This window comes from Nonomuraea sp. NPDC049624 (assembly GCF_040675255.1).
Taxonomy (GTDB): domain Bacteria; phylum Actinomycetota; class Actinomycetes; order Streptosporangiales; family Streptosporangiaceae; genus Nonomuraea.
Map to the genome: position 1 here is coordinate 344919 of NZ_JBFAOR010000001.1, position 16516 is coordinate 361434.

At 70.5% G+C, this 16516-nt stretch carries 19 protein-coding genes; 5 read left to right on the forward strand and 14 right to left on the reverse strand.

The window, feature by feature from the left end; all coding sequences use genetic code 11:
• Positions 1-3: 3 nt before the first annotated feature.
• The 3 genes from AB0J76_RS01920 to AB0J76_RS01930 are packed head-to-tail and all read right to left on the reverse strand — an operon-like array spanning position 4 to position 2641.
• Entirely contained in the window at positions 4-657 is a 654-nt protein-coding gene (locus tag AB0J76_RS01920) for a PIG-L family deacetylase (RefSeq protein WP_352322233.1), read from the reverse strand.
• Entirely contained in the window at positions 654-1427 is a 774-nt protein-coding gene (locus AB0J76_RS01925) for a glucose-1-phosphate cytidylyltransferase (protein WP_352322231.1), read from the reverse strand. Before AB0J76_RS01925 ends, AB0J76_RS01920 begins: the two co-directional genes overlap by 4 nt.
• Positions 1424-2641: a class I SAM-dependent methyltransferase gene (locus AB0J76_RS01930; protein WP_364388461.1), complete on the reverse strand. Its 1218-nt coding sequence runs from the start codon at positions 2639-2641 to the stop codon at positions 1424-1426. The genes AB0J76_RS01925 and AB0J76_RS01930 overlap by 4 nt, the downstream gene beginning before the upstream one ends.
• Positions 2642-2946: 305 nt before the next feature.
• On the opposite strand from AB0J76_RS01930, the gene AB0J76_RS01935 reads away from it, so the two are divergent.
• Positions 2947-3552, forward strand: a complete 606-nt coding sequence (locus AB0J76_RS01935; RefSeq protein WP_352322227.1) for a dTDP-4-dehydrorhamnose 3,5-epimerase family protein — start codon at positions 2947-2949, stop codon at positions 3550-3552.
• Here AB0J76_RS01935 and rfbD read toward each other — a convergent pair.
• The 8 genes from rfbD to AB0J76_RS01975 form a co-directional block, all read right to left on the reverse strand.
• On the reverse strand, positions 3475-4395 hold the full coding sequence (gene rfbD, locus AB0J76_RS01940) for a dTDP-4-dehydrorhamnose reductase (protein WP_352322225.1): 921 nt from the start codon (positions 4393-4395) through the stop codon (positions 3475-3477). The genes AB0J76_RS01935 and rfbD overlap by 78 nt on opposite strands.
• Positions 4396-5319, reverse strand: coding sequence for a dTDP-glucose 4,6-dehydratase (rfbB, locus tag AB0J76_RS01945; protein ID WP_352322224.1), 924 nt, complete (start codon positions 5317-5319; stop codon positions 4396-4398).
• Entirely contained in the window at positions 5316-6383 is a 1068-nt protein-coding gene (locus AB0J76_RS01950) for a glucose-1-phosphate thymidylyltransferase (protein ID WP_352322222.1), read from the reverse strand. Before AB0J76_RS01950 ends, rfbB begins: the two co-directional genes overlap by 4 nt.
• Positions 6384-6385: 2 nt before the next feature.
• Entirely contained in the window at positions 6386-7840 is a 1455-nt protein-coding gene (locus AB0J76_RS01955; protein ID WP_352322220.1) for a sugar transferase, read from the reverse strand.
• A gap of 265 nt (positions 7841-8105) precedes the next feature.
• Positions 8106-8456 carry a hypothetical protein gene (locus AB0J76_RS01960; protein ID WP_352322218.1) on the reverse strand — a complete coding sequence of 117 codons (351 nt, stop codon included), beginning with the start codon at positions 8454-8456 and terminating at the stop codon, positions 8106-8108.
• Between the two features lie 70 nt (positions 8457-8526).
• Positions 8527-9159 (reverse strand): GntR family transcriptional regulator, encoded by a 633-nt coding sequence (locus AB0J76_RS01965; RefSeq protein ID WP_352322216.1) that lies wholly within the window; start codon positions 9157-9159, stop codon positions 8527-8529.
• Positions 9156-10040: an EamA family transporter gene (locus AB0J76_RS01970; protein WP_352322214.1), complete on the reverse strand. Its 885-nt coding sequence runs from the start codon at positions 10038-10040 to the stop codon at positions 9156-9158. The genes AB0J76_RS01965 and AB0J76_RS01970 overlap by 4 nt, the downstream gene beginning before the upstream one ends.
• 19 nt (positions 10041-10059) lie before the next feature.
• On the reverse strand, positions 10060-10437 hold the full coding sequence (locus tag AB0J76_RS01975; protein WP_352322213.1) for a hypothetical protein: 378 nt from the start codon (positions 10435-10437) through the stop codon (positions 10060-10062).
• Between the two features lie 518 nt (positions 10438-10955).
• Here AB0J76_RS01975 and AB0J76_RS01980 point away from each other — a divergent pair.
• On the forward strand, positions 10956-12794 hold the full coding sequence (locus AB0J76_RS01980; RefSeq protein ID WP_364388469.1) for a PIG-L family deacetylase: 1839 nt from the start codon (positions 10956-10958) through the stop codon (positions 12792-12794).
• Positions 12795-12861: 67 nt separating this feature from the next.
• On the opposite strand, the gene AB0J76_RS01985 is transcribed toward AB0J76_RS01980, so the two are convergent.
• From AB0J76_RS01985 to AB0J76_RS01995, 3 genes are read right to left on the reverse strand one after another with little or no spacing between them, the layout of a single operon-like run.
• Complete coding sequence (locus tag AB0J76_RS01985; RefSeq protein WP_352322211.1) at positions 12862-13356, reverse strand: GNAT family N-acetyltransferase; 495 nt, start codon at positions 13354-13356, stop codon at positions 12862-12864.
• 22 nt (positions 13357-13378) lie between these two features.
• Complete coding sequence (locus tag AB0J76_RS01990; protein ID WP_352322209.1) at positions 13379-13738, reverse strand: MmcQ/YjbR family DNA-binding protein; 360 nt, start codon at positions 13736-13738, stop codon at positions 13379-13381.
• A 40-nt stretch (positions 13739-13778) separates the two neighbouring features.
• Positions 13779-14198, reverse strand: coding sequence for a VOC family protein (locus AB0J76_RS01995; protein WP_352322207.1), 420 nt, complete (start codon positions 14196-14198; stop codon positions 13779-13781).
• A gap of 154 nt (positions 14199-14352) precedes the next feature.
• Here AB0J76_RS01995 and AB0J76_RS02000 point away from each other — a divergent pair, with 154 nt between their 5' ends.
• From AB0J76_RS02000 to AB0J76_RS02010, 3 genes are read left to right on the forward strand one after another with little or no spacing between them, the layout of a single operon-like run.
• On the forward strand, positions 14353-14643 hold the full coding sequence (locus AB0J76_RS02000) for a hypothetical protein (RefSeq protein ID WP_352322205.1): 291 nt from the start codon (positions 14353-14355) through the stop codon (positions 14641-14643).
• Positions 14644-14675: 32 nt separating this feature from the next.
• Positions 14676-15506 (forward strand): hypothetical protein, encoded by an 831-nt coding sequence (locus AB0J76_RS02005; RefSeq protein ID WP_352322204.1) that lies wholly within the window; start codon positions 14676-14678, stop codon positions 15504-15506.
• Between the two features lie 30 nt (positions 15507-15536).
• Entirely contained in the window at positions 15537-16490 is a 954-nt protein-coding gene (locus AB0J76_RS02010; protein ID WP_352322202.1) for a helix-turn-helix domain-containing protein, read from the forward strand.
• The last annotated feature ends 26 nt before the right edge of the window (positions 16491-16516 follow it).

The window sequence follows — 16516 nt, forward strand, 5'->3', positions numbered from 1 at the left end:
CGGCTAGCCTCCGGCTGTGAGGTCGATGACGAGTTTGCTGGCGTGGAAGGCCTCGGCGTACCTGGCGCCGCACTCGATGCCGCGGATGCGGGCCAGGCCGATGAACGCCTCCGGGTCGTACCAGGGGCGGTGCCGCTGCGAGGGGTAGTGGCGCTGGAGCAGGGCGACCTTCTCCCGCGCCACCTCGGGGCGCAGCGGCTGGTAGAGGGAGGGACGTCCGAGGTCGCCGTCCCATTTGACGATCTCGTAGCCGAGCGTCAGGTGGTCACGGAAGGTGGTGGGCACGAGTTCGGCCAGGCCCCGGTGGTCCTGGTGGGCGTCGGCCCGGTGCGGGGCGAGGATCAGGTCCGGGTCGCTCGCGCGGCACAGCTCCTCCAGCGCGTCCTTGGCCTCCTGCCAGTACGCGGGCAGCCGGCCGTCGGGCAGCTTGAGCACGTTCAGCCGCAGGTCGGCGTCCGGGCAGAAGGCGGCCAGCGCCGCCCTCTCCTCCTCCTCGCGCCCGGTGCCGCCGCCGGACAGCACGAGCGCGTGGATCCGTAGTCCGGGGCGGGCCGCGCAGAGGGTGAGCAGGGTGCCGCCCGCGCCGATCGCGAGGTCGTCGCAGTGCGCGCCGAGCGCGACGACCTCGCCGAGGCGTGCCGGGAGGAGCCCGATCATCTCTCCCACAAGGCCCACGGCCGATCGCCGCGCGAGTAGGCCTCGTCCAACTCGACGCGCTGGTTGACGGTGTCGGTCGGCCGCCAGTACCCGCGGTGCCGGTAGGCCGTCAGCCTGCCGCGCTTGGCCAGCTCCACGCAGGCGTCACCGACCAGGTCTCCGTTCTCCGGCAGATGGTCGAAGACCTCCTGGCGCAGGACGAAGTAGCCGCCGTTCACCCAGAGCGGCATCTCGCTGACCGGGACGATGTCGCGGGCCAGCCCGTCGTCGGTGACGTCGATGCAGTGGAAGGTGCCGGGCGGCGGCACCACCATCATGGAGGCGCCCGCGTCCGCCGCCATGAACCTGTCGATGACGTCGGGCAGCGGGGCGTCGGTGAGCACGTCCGCGTAGTTGGCCAGGAAGACGTCCTCGCCCTCCAGGTACGGGCGGACCCGGCGCAGCCGCTCCCCGATCGGCGACTGGATGCCGGTCTGCACGAAGGAGATCGACCAGTCCGAGGTGTCCTGGGAGAGCATCTCGACCTCGCCCTTGCGCAGCACGAAGTCGTTGGAGAGCGTCTCCCGGTAGTTGAGGAAGAACTCGGTGATGTGCTGGGCGCCGTAGCCGAGGCAGAGAACGAAGTCGGTGTGCCCGAAGTGCGCGTAGTAGCGCATCACGTGCCACAGAAGCGGACGGGGGCCGACGAGCTGCATCGGCTTGGGCACGTCTCCCGGCGCGCCGCTGCGCATGCGGGTGCCGTAACCGCCACAGAAGAGCACGACCTTCATGGCGCGACCTCCAGTGACGGGATGGGGAAGACCAGCCGTCCACCCCATTCGCGGACGTAGGAGAGTTGTTCGAGGAGTTCGGTCCGCAGGTTCCACGGCAGGACCAGCACGTAGTCGGGCCTGTCCTCGGCGATCTTGCTGGGCGGCAGCACGGGGATGCGCGTGCCGGGCGTGAACCTGCCGTGTTTGTACGGGTTGCGGTCCACCGTGTAGGCCAGCAGGTCCGGACGGATGCCGCAATGGTTGAGCAGGGTGTTGCCCTTGCCCGGGGCGCCGTAGCCGACCACCGTCTTGCCCGACTCGGCCGCGTCGATGAGGAACCGCAGCAGGTCGCGGCGTACCTTGGCCACCCGCTCGCCGAACTCGGCATAGCCGCCGGTCTCCGCCAGCCCGGCGGCCTTCTCCCTGTCCAGCACGTCGGCGACGCGTGGCCCCGGGCCGGCGGCCGCCTCTGCGGGCCTGGCCCACAGCCGGATGGAGCCGCCGTGCGTCGGCAGGAGCTCCACGTCCACCAGGGTCAGTCCGCCCGTCGCCAGCGCCCGCTGGGCCGAGGCGACCGTGTAGTACTGGAAATGCTCGTGGTAGATCGTGTCGTACTGGTTCAGCTCCATGAGCGTGAGCAGGTGCTGCACCTCGATGGAGACCCAGCCGTCGTCGGCGACGAGCGCGCGCAGCCCTTGCGTGAAGCCCACGATGTCGGGCACGTGCGCGTAGACGTTATTGGCCACCACCAGGTCGGCCGGCCCGTGCTCGGCCCTGATCGCCGCCCCGGTCTCCGGGTCGAGGAACGCGGTGAGGGTGGGCACGCCCCTGTCCCTGGCGGCCTGGCCCACGTTCGCCGACGGCTCGACACCCAGGCAACGGACGCCGCGCTCGACGACATGCCGCAGCAGGTAACCGTCGTTGCTCGCCACCTCGACCACGAAACCGGGGGCCAGGCGGTCGAGCGCGGAGTCGGCGAACCGCCGCGCGTGCTCGACCCAGGAGGCCGAGTAGGAGGAGAAGTAGGCGTACTCCGTGAAGGTGTCCTCCGGCCTGATCAGCGGAGGGAGTTGGGCCAGCCGGCAATCGGTGCAGACCCGTAGGTGCAGGGGGTAGGTGGGTTCGGGCTCGTCGAGCTGTTCCTCGGTGAGGAACAGCTCGCACGGAGGCGTGGCGCCGAGATCGACGACGCTCGCCAGCCGGTCCGAGCCGCACAACCGGCACCGCCTCACCGGCCTCGACCTCTCTCACACTGGTACCGACGAGCCATGGTCCCTCCCCAATGACAGGCGTTCTGGATTCAGGTGAATTTCTGGGACGTGCGGTTCGGCGCGGTTCATCTGCCTTCTACGGCCGGGTGGCGAAGGAAATAAATTTCGCGGCCGGCGAGCACGACCGCGAATTCCGCGACGGGCATGCGGTGCCGGGTGCTCATTTGACGCCGGCCCCTTACCCGCGCCAACTGACATTTCGCGGCCATGACCACAGGCGTTACAGGCACTGGTCGGAACGTTCCCGCTGTGCCATCATCCGCCTCATGGACCCCCTTGATCTCGCCGGTGCCCGGCTGTTCAGCCCGCGTATCCACGGTGACCACCGCGGGTCGTTCCTTGAATGGTTCAAGAGGGACGAGCTCGACCGCCCCATGGAGGTGGCCCAGGCCAACTGCTCGACCTCCTTCAAAGGCACCCTGCGCGGCGTGCATTTCTCCAGCGTGCCGCCCGGACAGGCGAAATTCGTGACGTGCGTGTCCGGGAAAGTGCTCGACGTCGTCGTGGACGTGCGCACCGGATCGCCCACCTTCGGCCGTTCGGTGACCGTCGAGCTCGACGACCGGCGGCGGCAGGCGGTCTACCTCGCCGAGGGCCTCGGGCACGGCTTCTTCGCGCTCAGCGACACCGCCACGGTCGTCTATCTGTGCTCCACCCCCTACACGCCGAAGATGGAGCACGGCATCCACCCGCTCGACCCGGCCCTCGGCATCGCCTGGCCGGCCGGCATCGAGCCCGTCCTGTCGGAGAAGGACGCCGCGGCGCCCACGCTGGCGCAAGCAGCCGAACAAGGTCTACTGCCCTCCTACGCCGACTGCCTGGCCCATTACGGGGTCCCAACCGGCCAGCAGGTGGGGCCAGGCGGCGGATAAGGCGGCGCGCCACTCGCGCATCGGCGTCACCGTCCCCCAGGCGTCGTGGCCCAGCACGCTGTAGGCGGGGCGGGGCGCGGGCCGGGGGAAGGCGGCGGAGCCGACCGGCTCGACCAGGCCGGGGTCGGCCCCGGCCAGCGAGTAGACCAGCCGGGCCAGGCCGTACCAGCTCGTCCGGCCCGTGCTGGTCGCGTGGTAGACGCCGGGCGGGGCCTGGCCGCGGCCGAGCAGGATCAGCCGTTCGGCCAGGTCCGCGGTCCAGGTGGGCTGGCCGAGCTGGTCGTCGACCACCCTCGCCGGCCTGCCCGCCGCCGCCATCGCCGCCATCGTCCGGGTGAAGCTGCGCCCGCGCGCGCCGTAGAGCCACGCGGTGCGCACGACGTAGTGTCCGTGGCCGAGGGCGGCACGCTCACCGGCCAGCTTGGACCTGCCGTACGCGTTGATCGGGCACGCCGGGGCGTCCTCCGGGTACGGCGTGCGCGCCGTACCGTCGAAGACGTAGTCGGTGGAGGGCTGCAGCAGCCGCGCTCCCCTCTCCGCGCACACCCGGGCGAGCCCGGTCACCGCGGTTCCGTTGACGGCCATGGCCCCGGCCTCGTCCGCCTCGGCGCCGTCCACGTCGGTCCAGGCGGCGCAGTTGACCACCACGTCCGGCTCGGTCGCGCGCACCGCCGCCGCCACCGCCGCCGCGTCGCACACGTCGAGCTCCGCCCTGGTGAACGCGGCCACCCGCGTGTCCGGCAGGGCGCGCAGCAACCGCGTCAGGTCGTGGCCGAGCATCCCGCCCGCCCCCGTCACCAGCCACGTCAGGGCGGCGCCGGGCGCCGCCTGCTCTCGCGTCACCTACGCCCACCAGGCCCGGTTCTCGTGGTACCACCGCACGGTCTCCTTCAGGCCCTGCTCGAAGGAGATCTGCGGGCGGAAGCCCATCGCGCGCAGCTTGCGGTCGTCCAGCGAGTAGCGCCGGTCGTGGCCCTTGCGGTCCTCGACGTAGGCGACCAGGTCCCAGCTCCGGCCGCAGGCTTCGAGCAGGCGGCCGGTCAGCTCCTTGTTGGTCAGCTCGGCCGTACCGGCGATGTGGTACACCTCGCCGGACTGGCCCGCCTCCGCGACCAGGCGGATCCCGGCGCAGTGGTCCTCGACGTGGATCCAGTCCCGGACGTTGCCGCCGTCGCCGTAGAGCGGCACCTTCCTGCCGCGCAGGAGGTTGGTGATGAACAGCGGGATGAGCTTCTCCGGGTACTGGCGCGGGCCGTAGTTGTTGCCGCACCGGGTGACGCTGACGTTCAGCCCGTGGGTGACGGCGTACGCGCGGGCCAGCATGTCGGCGCCAGCCTTGGACGCCGCGTACGGCGACCGCGGCTGGAGCGGCGCGGACTCGTCCCAGGAGCCGATGTCGATCGAGCCGTACACCTCGTCGGTGGAGACGTGGACGACCTTCGGCACCCCCGCCTCCAGGCACGCCTGCAACAACGTCTGGGTGCCCAGGACGTTGGTGCGCACGAACTCGGCTGCGCCCGCGATCGAACGGTCCACGTGCGACTCGGCGGCGAAGTTCACCACCAGGTCGTGCCCCGGGACGACCCGGCGCAGCAGGTCGGCGTCGCAGATGTCGCCGCGGACGAACGCGTGCGGCACCCCCTCCAGGTTGGCCAGGTTGCCGGCGTACGTGAGCTTGTCGAGCACGGTCACGTCGGCGTCACGCAGCCCTCGGACGAAGTGGGACCCGATGAATCCCGCCCCTCCGGTCACCAGAATCCTCTTCATGTACCGATCTGCACCTTGCTGTGATCGCCCAGCACGAGACGGTGGGCCTTGGGTGTGTTGAGTGAGGCGGTCACCTCGACGTGGTGGCCGATCAGCGAGGACTCGATCCTGCCCACCCCGGTGAGGGAGGCGCCGGGCATCACGATCGAATATTCCAGCTCGCTGCCGCTGACCAGGCAGTCGGCGCCGACGGACGTGAACGGGCCGATGTAACTGTCCGCGACGCGGGTGCCCGGCCCGACGATCACCGGGCCGACCAGGCGGGAGCGCTCCACCACGGCGCCGGCCTCGACCACCACCCGGCCGACCAGCTCGCTGGCCTCGTCCACCAGGCCCTCGGCCCGCGCTTCGAGCGCTTCGAGCACCAGCCGGTTGACCTCCAGCATGTCGGTGACGTTGCCGGTGTCCTTCCAGTAGCCGGTGATCACCGACGAGTCGACGGCCATGCCCGCCTCGATCAGCCACTGGATGGCGTCGGTGATCTCCAGCTCGCCCCGCCACGACGGCTTGAGCTCCGCGACCGCGGCGTGCACGGCCGGGGTGAACAGGTAGACGCCGACCAGGGCCAGGTCGCTCTTGGGCCGGGCCGGCTTCTCCTCGAGGCCGACCACCCTGCCCAGGCCGTCCAGCTCGGCCACGCCGAACTGCGAGGGATCGCCGACCCTGGTCAGCAGGATCTGCGCGGCCGGCCGCCGGGCGGCGAACCTGTCCACCAGCGCGCCGATCCCGCCGACGATGAAGTTGTCGCCCAGGTACATGACGAAGTCCTCGTCGCCCAGGAAGTCCCGTGCGATGAGCACGCCGTGCGCCAGCCCCAGCGGAGCGCTCTGACGCAGGTAGGTGACCTGCAACCCGAACGCCGAGCCGTCGCCGACGGCGGCCTCGATCTCCGGCTGGGTGTCGCCGACCACCAGGCCGACCTCCTGGATGCCGGTCTCCGCGATCGCCTCCAGGCCGTAGAACAGCACCGGCTTGTTCGCGACCGGCACCAGTTGTTTGGCCGAGGTGTGGGTGATGGGCCGTAGCCGTGTACCGGATCCTCCGGCGAGCACGAGCGCCTTCACTGCTAGTAAGCCCCTTCTCCACGGGTGACGACGGACCAGGTCTTCCAGAGGATCTGCAGGTCGAGAATGAGCGACCAGTTCTCCACGTATCGCAGGTCGAGACGGACGGACTCCTCCCAGCTCAGGTCGGATCTGCCGCTGACCTGCCAGAGACCGGTCATGCCCGGCTTGACCACCAGGCGGCGGCGCACGTCGGTCCCGTACCTGGCGACCTCGTCGGGCAGCGGCGGTCTCGGGCCGACCAGCGACATCTCACCGCGGATGACGTTGAGCAGCTGGGGGACCTCGTCCACGGAGTACTTCCGCAGGAACGCGCCCACCCGGGTGATCCGTGGATCGTGCCGCATCTTGAACAGCACGCCGTCGAACTCGTTCGAGTCGAGGAGTGTGCCCTTCAGCCGCTCAGCGTCAGCCACCATCGTACGAAATTTCACGACCCTGAATTCGGCGCCGTCCTTGCCGATCCTGGTCTGCCGGAACAGCGCGGGCCCGTCGCTGGTGCTCCTGATCAGCAGCGCGACCAGCAGCAGCGGCATGGCGAGCAGGAGCAGGGCCACGCCGGCGACCAGGCGGTCGAAGACCGACTTGACGAAGCGCCTGGCGCCGTCGAACTCCGGGTGCTCCACGTGCATCAGCGGCATGCCCGCCACCGGCCTGATGCTGATGCGCGGCCCCGCCACGTCCAGCAGCGCGGGGGCGACGAACAGGTCGGTCCTGGTCGGCTCCAGGCTCCAGGCGAGCCTGCGCAGCGCAGCGCCGTCCAGCTCGGGACAGGCCAGCACCGCCACCGCGTCGGCGCGCGCGTCCGCGACCACGTCCGCCACATCGTGGAACGAGCCCATCACCGGGACGCCGTCGAGGTCGATGTCGGGATCGCCGGTCGGCAGGCAGGCTCCCACCACCTCCATGCCGTGATAGGGCTGGCGGCGGAACTGCACCATCAGGTCGAGGATCGAGTCCCGATGGCCGACGGCGATGACCTGGCGCATGTAGTCGCCGCTCACCCGCCGGCGGTGCAGGTATTTGCGCATTCTGTAGCGGAAGTACAACGTCGAGAGCAGCGCCATCGGCAGCATCGCCATGACGAAACTCCGCGCGACGGCGGTCTGCGTGGCATAGGCGCCGATCGCCACCGCCGCCATGAGGCCGATCCCGCCGTTGAAGACCGCCTTGAACTCCTCCGTTCCTTCTCCGTTGGCCCGCTGCCGGTAGGCGCCGCCGAACACGAGCGCGACCGGCCAGGCCAGTACCAGAACGAATCCGAACACGAACTCCTCGAAAGGAACGTACGCGTCGTCGAGCGCTCGAACTCCAATCACTCCGACACACGCCGCGAAAGCGCAGGTAGTGTCCCCGAGCAACAGAAGTCGCGAGTAGGCTCGCGTCCAGATACTGGACGAATGACGCGGTACGGCCTCAAGGAGCACGACAGCGGACTCCCCAGTCCCCACCCTCATAGAAACCACCCTGATGACTCCGTACACCGCTGTACATGACGTCTCTTGAGCCACATGGGTTGACATAGCCCATGTCTGATCAAGGGCGGCGGCCCCCACTAAAGGGTAAAGATCAATCCGAAGCAGGGAAATACCGAGCAAATGTCCACAATCGGACGAAGGTTAGTTGACAAGAGACCTTGACGGAACGGTCCAAAAATGCAACGCCCGCGAGGGGTAAATGTGAGGTTTAAGGCGATATTTCGGCAGGTGACGCCGTAACGGCCTAGTCGTACTCCAAGTCCGGCAGCGCGCTGGGCGGGTCCGGGCTGCGCCAGACGACCACGACGGCGTCGCCGGCCGAGTCGGCCGCCAGGCGGAGACGATCGACGTCGAAGTCGGGCAGGTACCTCAGCCGGGCCAGGAAGGTGGCGTCCGTCGCGCTGCGCGGGACCACGCAGCCCTCGCCGTCCCGATCGAGCAGGATGTAGTGGATGTCTTCCCCGGAGGCGGCGACGACACGGATCTCGACCACGTCCTCCCACGCGAGGGCTTCGACGCTCCCGTCCGCGTAGTGACGAGTGACGCCCTCTTCCGTGACATACACGTAGGAGTCCGGCATCGCATTGCCGTGCATGGGCGCGATTCTTGCGAGTCGCGGGCGGATCACGCAAGGGTTCGTCCTGAATGCCCCGTCCGAAGGACGGTCAGCCGTCCGTTTCCTGCCCCCACGAGTGGTTGAGGTGCGCGGCCACCGCCGCCCGCGCGGCGTCCTGCGGCCCGTCGGCGATGGCGTCCAGCAGGGCGCGGTGCTCGCGGACCAGCACGTCGCGGTCCTTGTACACCTGCTTGAGCCGCACCAGGCCGAGCCTGGTCTCGGCGGCGAGACCGGCGTAGAGACGTTCCAGCCGGGGGCTGCCCACGGCCTCGATGAGCGCCTGGTGCAACGCCATGTGCTCGGCCACGACCGCCGACCACGGCGCCTGCTCCGGCAGGCCGTCCATCCTGCGCAGCGCCGCCTCCGCCGGCTCGACCCGGCGTCCCGCCACGGCCCTCGCCATCAGGTCCTCCAGCGGCCGGCGCACGTACATGAGGTCGTCCAGGTCCGAGATCGTCACCTCGGGGACATAGGCGCTGCGGTTGCGCTCGCGCCTGAGCAGCCCCTCGTGGACCAGCATCGCCAGCGCCTCGCGAACGGTCGGCCGCGCGACGCCGTACGCGGCGGCGATCTCCTGCTCAGGCAGGGATGTGCCCGGCTCGATCTCGCCCGACAACACCCTGGTGCGCAGGGCGCCGGCCAGCGCGTCGACGGCGGAGACTGGTTTGAGGGACAACGTCACGGCTGTGACTCTAACGCCCCCGCCCGCGCCTTATCCGGTACGGCCACCGCGACGAGCCCGATCGCCATCAGCACGAGCCCCGCGACGGAGACCAGGCCGAGGTGCTCCCGCAGCACCACGACGCCGAGGAGCGCCGCGACCGCCGGTTCGGCGAGGGCCAGGGTCGCCGCCGTGGCGACCGGGGTGGTGCGCAGGCCGCGGCCGTACAGGAAATAGGACAGTGCCGTGGTTCCCAGGCCGAGATAGGCGACGGCGATCAGGCTCTCCGGCTCGGCCAGCCACTCGACGCCGGTCAGCAGCAGGACCGGCAGCATGATCAGGGCCGCCCCGCCGAACAGGACGCCCATGACGGCGCCGGACGCCGCGCCCCCGCTGATGGCCCGCGCCGCGGTGACGGCGTAGAAGGCGTAGAGCAGTCCGCCGAGCAGGGCGAACGCGACTCCGATGACCACCTGACCGCCCGCGACCTGGCCGCCCGCCGGGTCGCCGCCGACGATCAGGGCCGCGCAGCCGCACACGGCCGCGGTGGTCGCCAGCGCCCACCGCGCGTCCGGCTTTCTGCGGTGCAGCAGCCAGGACAGCAACCCGGTGAAGACCGGCCCGCTGCCGATCGCCGCCACCGTTCCGATGGCCACGCCCGTGCGGCTGACGGCGGCGAAGAAGCACAACTGGTACGCGGCCACGGCGGCGGCGGCCAGCAGCAGGGAGGGGGTGATCGTGCGCCGCAGCCCGGACCCGGCGAGCAGGGCGAGCGCCGTGCCGCCGACGACCAGCCTGGCCGCGGCCAGGGCGACGGAGTCCGCGGAGACCAGCAGCCCCGCTGTGCCGGCCGTGCCCCACAGCACGGAGGCGCCCACGACGGCGAGAGGACCGTTCTTCATGCCAGACATTGTCTGACAACTATACAATATCCTCCAGTAACTGGTCGATCAGCCGACCCGACGCCGCCGCCACCTCCCCCGCGTGGTCCTCCAGCACCGCCAGCGCGTCCTGGATCGCCGGCGCGCTCGCGCGCGGCAACTCCAGCAGCACATCGCTCTCGACCGTCACCGAACCGTCCACGTGGAAGGCGTCGCCGGCGACCGCGACGGAGACGGCGAAGGACACCTCGCGCCCGTCGGGAAGCGTGAACACGGTTCCGACCCTGACCCCGGCGGGCGGGACGAAGAAGGAGAACGGGGTGCTGCACACGAAGGGGTGCCGCGACTCGGCGAGAACCACCGCGGCCCGGCTCAGAGTTTCCAGCAGGCCCGCCGCGGCCAGACTCTCTCCATTCACGTCCGAAAGCCTAGATCAGGGCACGCCACGCCGACCACTCGTGTCCATTCGCATGCGTGCCGGCCGGGAATACCGGCCCTCGGCGTCCGTTTCCGTCGGGCTGCGGGGAACGAATGGAACCGTCCGGAATTCCGCAGCGCCGGCCCGCGGGCGCGTGACCGCATTCACGGCCGCCGGAGCGATCCCGCGATCACGGAACGCCATGGGCCGCGCCATATTCGCCCGTGGATTGTCGGGAACGTTTTCGTACCGACGGGAAAGGCGTGGCCGAAAACCGCGAGGCAACCGTTTTCCCGTGCGGTCCGTGCCATAACATTGCCTTACTCGCGGCGCGAGTTACGCAGTTGTTATCTCTTTTCCCCTTGCTCGCCAATTACGGGCTGATCAGCATCGGCTTCTGGGCACGCAACGACGGCCCGGAGGACCTGGTGGGGGGAGCACACATGCGCAGAAACGCGTTCACGTCCTTATCCGTTCGGCTGACTGCCTTGGCCGTGGCACTGGTCACGCTGATCCCGATGACCGGAGCCGGAGGCACCGCCTCGGCCACCACGGCGGGCGACCAGTTCATGCAGGTCGTCGCGCACGAGGACGACGACCTGCTGTTCATGAACCCCGACATCCACGACTCCATCCGGTCGGGGCAGTCGAGCGTGACCGTGTTCATCACCGCCGGCCAGCTCACCGGGCTCGGCAGCACCGACGAGCAACGCGCCCGCAACCGGCAGCGCGGCATCCAGGACGCCTACGCGCGCATGGCCGGGGTGCCCGACGCCGACCCCCATGCCCAGGAGGAGTGGAGCCGCGACGCCTGGTCGCTGGCCGGCCGCCAGGTCGAGAGGTACACCCTCACCGCCGAACCACGGGTCCAGCTCGTGTTCATGAACCTGCGCGACGACCAGCTCGGCTGGTTCACCGTCGTGGACGACTTCGTCGATCACACGATCATCCCGCAGGGCAGCCTGGTGACCCAGTCGTACACCTACGCCTACGACGACGTGGTCGCCGTACTGCGCGGCCTGATGCAGCATTACCAGCCCACCGTCCTGCGGGCGATGGACCCGATGCCCGACAACCGCTACAACCCCGGGCACGGCGACCACGTGGCGTCCTCCGCGTTCGCCTCGGCCGCCGCCACCTCCTACGGCGTGCCGCTCGTCGAGGTGAACTATCGCGACTACAACATCTCCGACGTGCCGGTCAACCTGTCGGCGGCCACCGTCACCCGCAAGAACACCGTCCTGCAGAGCTACTTCCAGTACGACCCCTTCGACCCCGACGGGTGGGAGTCACGCATGTACTACCGGTGGGCCCGCGGAACGGCCTGGGCAGGGCGGAACGCCGACGGCCGGCCCCAGGTCTTCGTGGTCCGCAGCGGCGTGGTGAGCACCTACTGGCAGACCGCGGCCGGGCAGTGGGGCGGCCCCGCCGTCCTCGGCGGCGCGGGCGGCCCCCTGAGGCCGGCGGTCAGCGTGGGCGTCAACGCCGACGGCCGCCTGCAGATCTTCGCCCAGCGGCTGTCCGACCACCACGTCGTGTCGTTGAGCCAGACCACCGCCGGCGGCTCCTGGGCCGCCACCTGGAGCGACCTCGGCAACCCGGGCACGGGCGCCCCCGAGCAGATCGGCGTGCCCGCGGTGGCCGCCAACGGCAACGGCCGGCTGCAGATCTTCGTCAAGAACGGCGCGGGCGGCGTCAGCACGCGCACCCAGTCGGCGGCCAACAGCGGCACGTGGGGCTCGTGGACGGCCCTGTCCGGCGGCGGCAGCGACATCCAGGACGGGCTCACCGCGGTCACCAACCCGCAGGGCCGCATCGAGCTGTTCGCCGCCAGCAGGACCCGGATCGTGCGCTGGTACCAGGCCATACCCGGCGGGGCCTTCGTCGCCGACACTCTGCTGCCGTCGATGACCCCGGCCAGCCCGCCCACGGCGGCCCTCGCCCAGGACGGAAGGATCGAGCTGGCCTATCGCCGGGCCGGCACCGCGGAGCTGGTCGTGACCAAACAGACGACGGCCGGTGGCGTCTTCACCCTCGCGCCCGTCGTCATCGGGGGCGAGGCCGGGGTGGGCGAGCCCGAACTGGTCACCACCCCGCCCGGCCCGGACGCGAGGATCCTCATGTTCCACCGCAACGCCGACGCCGGGGTGAGCATGGCCAAGCAGGTCAGCCCCAACGGGACGTACGGCGGGTGGAGCAGCCTCGGCGGCGCCATCACCGACTATCCGGCAGCAGCCCTCGACCAGGCCGGCGGCGTGGTGCTGTTCGCCGTCGGCACCGACGGCAAGCTGCACCTGCGCGAGCAGACCGCGCCCGGCGCCGACAGCCCCTTCGGCGTCTGGCAAACACTTCCGTGACCCGCCGTCCGCGGTGCCGGCCCGCTCCGGCCGGCACCGACGGGCCGCGACCGGGCGGGACGGGCGTTCAGTCGGTGGCCAGGCGGGCGTGGCGTTCGACGTCGAGGCGCACGCCCTCGTCGCGGAGCTTGCCGCGCTCGATGCCCTCCGCCCGGAACCCCGCCTTGGTCGCCACCCGGCACGACGCCGGGTTGTCCGTGCGGTGCCCCAGCTCCAGCCGGAAGAGCCCGCGCTCGCCGAACGCCCACCGGGCCAGCTCCTCGGTGGCCGCCGTCGCGATCCCGAGCCCCCGGTACGCGGGCAGGACCCAGTAGGACACCCAGCCGTTGTCGTGGGCGTCGATCCCGGCCACGGCCACGTTGCCGACCACCGCGCCGCCCTCGACGGTCACCGCGAACGCGTGCCCGACGCCTGTCCAGGAGGTGATCCAGCCCACCGCGTCCTTGAGCGTGACGACGGGGAAGGACGACTGGCGGCGCAGATCGGGCGTACGGAACGCGCGCAGCACGGCCGGGGCGTCGTCCTCGCGCCACTCGCGAAGCCGGATGTCGACGGGGGTCACGCTGCCCGAGACTACCCCCGGCTCACGACGGCGCGATCTGGTGCTCCGCCTCGAACACGCTGACCAGCGGCCGGGGCGCGGTCAGGCACCACGCCTCGGCCGTCAGCTCGAACAGCTCGTCGATGTCGATCTTGTCGAGATGGACCACGACCCACCCGAAGCGCCCCGCGGTGAACTGCACCTCGAACACCTCGGGCCGCTCGGCCACCAGCGCCAGCTGCTCCTCGATCGTGGCCTTGACCCCGACCGTCTCGGTCTTCTCCCACAGGTAGCCGAAGCCCTTGCCGTGGACCTTGAAACCGACCCACTCCGGGCCGGGATGCTCGGTCACCTCCGGCAACCCACGCACCAGATCGAGGAACTCGTCGACGCTCACACCCATGCCGCCTGTCTACCAAACCCGACCGACAACTCCCGCCGGCTCAGCGGTAGTAGCGGACCTCGATGACGTTGCGGTCCGGGTCGGGGAAGAAGATGGTCTCGGGGGCGATGCCCTGGGCGCCGAAGGAGTTGGAGCCGGTGCCGGTGACCTCGACCCCGTGGTCCTTCAGCCGGGCCTTGAGCGCCTCGAAGTCCTCCCTGCTCACCGACAGGCAGAAGTGGTTGATCTGGTGCCCGGCGCTGCCCGTCACCCCCGTGCCCTCCTCCACGCCCTTCGACACGTCCTGCGCCATCAGGTCGATGATCGTCCCCTCGGCGATCCGTACGCTCGGGAACCCCGCTTCGCCCTCGCGGAACTCCTCCCCCCGGACCCCCGGCAGGCCCACCACCTGCTCGTAGAAGCGCAGGGCGGCAAGCTGGTCGGAGACCCAGAGAACGAGATGGTCCAGACGCGCATCCATGTAATAGATCCTCCATTCCCGTCCAATATCCGTTGCGCGCATGCCGCTGTCCAATTGGGGGCCTCCGGGACGGACGATCGTCCCCTGCTCGAAAGACGGGGTTCACTCGGGCTTTCCCTGTCCCCGTGGGGGCGGCGCGGCGTTGTCCGGCTTCGTGCCCGCTCTGCTCCTCCTGATCGCGTGGGAAGTGGCGTTCCTCTGGGCGGCCGGCTGGCTGATGGGGCGCTTCGGCGGACGCAGGACGTGGGTGCTCTGGGCGGCCGTCGCCCTGGAACTGCTTGAGGTCGTCGTTTCCGTCGTGATCGACGTGGCCGACTCCGGCCGTCTCGACCTGCTGGGGCTGCTCCCCCAGAACGCCGCCGGGCCGTTGCCCGTCGTCGTCCTGCTGCTGCCGCCGTCCTGGCGCTGGTTCTCGCAGCGGAAGCGGACGGATGCCCCCTCTTGACAGGAATGGGCGAAGATCGTCCATGATCGGGCATGAACGCGTTGATCCGGGCGGCCCTCGTGGGGGCCGTCGTGGGGCTGGCACAGGCCGTCCTCGCCTTCCACGGCCCTGACGACGCCGCGGGCAACCTGCTGCTGATGTTGTTCGCGCCCCTTCCGGCCGGGATGTTGCTGTCCTGGTACGCCATGTTGCGCAACTGGTGGCTGGTGGCGTTGCTGGGGCAGTTCGCCCTGATCGCGCTGCACGTCGGCCTGACCATGACCGCGCCCTTCTCCGCCCTCCTCGCCTTCGGCGCCTGGCGCGTCGGCCTGATCACCATGGCCACCGGAGCGTGCGGCTACGCGCTGGGAGCGGGGATCGCCCTGCCCGTCGCCACGCCGCTGCGCCTCTCGGCGGTCGGCGTGGCCGCGTCCGTGTTCCTGGCGGCCTGGTCGAACCACGACGTGACCGCGCTCGCCGCACAGGCGCAGGCCATGGCCGCCCGGAACGCCACGAACGTCGTGCCCGACCTGCCCGGTTTCCGGCTGACCGAGGTGGAGATCCACCACCCGGACCTCAGCCTCACGTACGAGCGCGCCGACGCCGCCACCGTCGCGGTCGATGTGCTGCCGGAGACGGTGTCTCCCGAGCACGCGTGCGAGCGGGAGGGCACCGACCCGGGACACATGACCTGCACGGAGGCGGCGCCGGACCTGTGGGTGCTGAGGTACGACTACGGCAGGGTCGTCTTCACCGCCCGCGGGAACACCCTGCTGCGGATCGCCGCCGGCGACGTGCCCGAGAAGCAGTTGCTCGCCGCCGCGCGCGCCCTGCGTCCCGTCGGCCTCTGGAAGCTGGCCGCGCCCGCGTACGAGCGACACTGATGCTGCGAGGCAGCCGGAAAGTGCTGAGAGATGCTGGATAGGCTGGGGTTCAGCGACGAGGAGGAGGTCGTCTACCTGGAGCTCCTGCGCCGCCGCCGGGTGACGATCCCCGAAGTGGGCGAGGCGCTGGACCTGCCGGTGACGGCCGTGACGGCGGCCGTGACCCGGCTCGTCGCGCTCGGCCTGGCCAGCCGCGACAACACCGGGCTGTACATGGCCGTGCCCCCCGACGTGGGCCTCGGCACGTTGATCGCCGAGCGCCAGGCCGCGTTGCAGCAGGTGCAGGGCAGGCTGGCCGAGCTGGTGGAGGTGTACCGCACGGGCGCGGCCTCCCCGGCGGGCGAGATCGAGGCGCTCACCACGCCGGAACAGCTCGCCACCTGGCTCGGCAACCTGGAACGCGGCGCCCGGCGGGAGGTGCTGGCCTTCTTCCGGCCTCCGTACGTGCTCGACGTCAGCCTCGACGACTCCACCAACGCCCTGGCCACCTACCGCTACGTGTACGAACGCGCCGCGCTGGACGACCCCAGGGCCCCGGCCGAGATCGCCAGGTTCCTGAAGGGCGGCTACGAGATCAGGATCGCCGCCGAGCTGCCCAGCAAGATGATCATCGTGGACCGGGAGGTCGTGCTGCTGCCCGTCCTGCCCGACCAGACGAGCGTGGAGCCGGGCTTCCTCCTGGTCAGGGGGCAGTCCCTGGTCCATCTTCTGGTGGCGTTGTTCGAGCGGGTGTGGCAGGCGGCGACCCCGCTGCGGCTCACCGCCACGAGTGTGACCGAAGGGGTCGCGGCCTGGGACGACACCGATGTCACGCTGATGACGTACCTGCTGTCCGGGATGCCGGACAAGACGGTCGCCAGCCGGCTCGGCACCAGCGAGCGCACCGTCCAGCGCCGGATCCGGCGGCTGATGAAGCTGGCCGGGACCGACAGCCGCATGCAGCTGGCCTGGTACGCGGCCCGGTCCGGCATGATCCCGCCGTGAGGGGCGCCCCCGCCGGGGACGCCCCT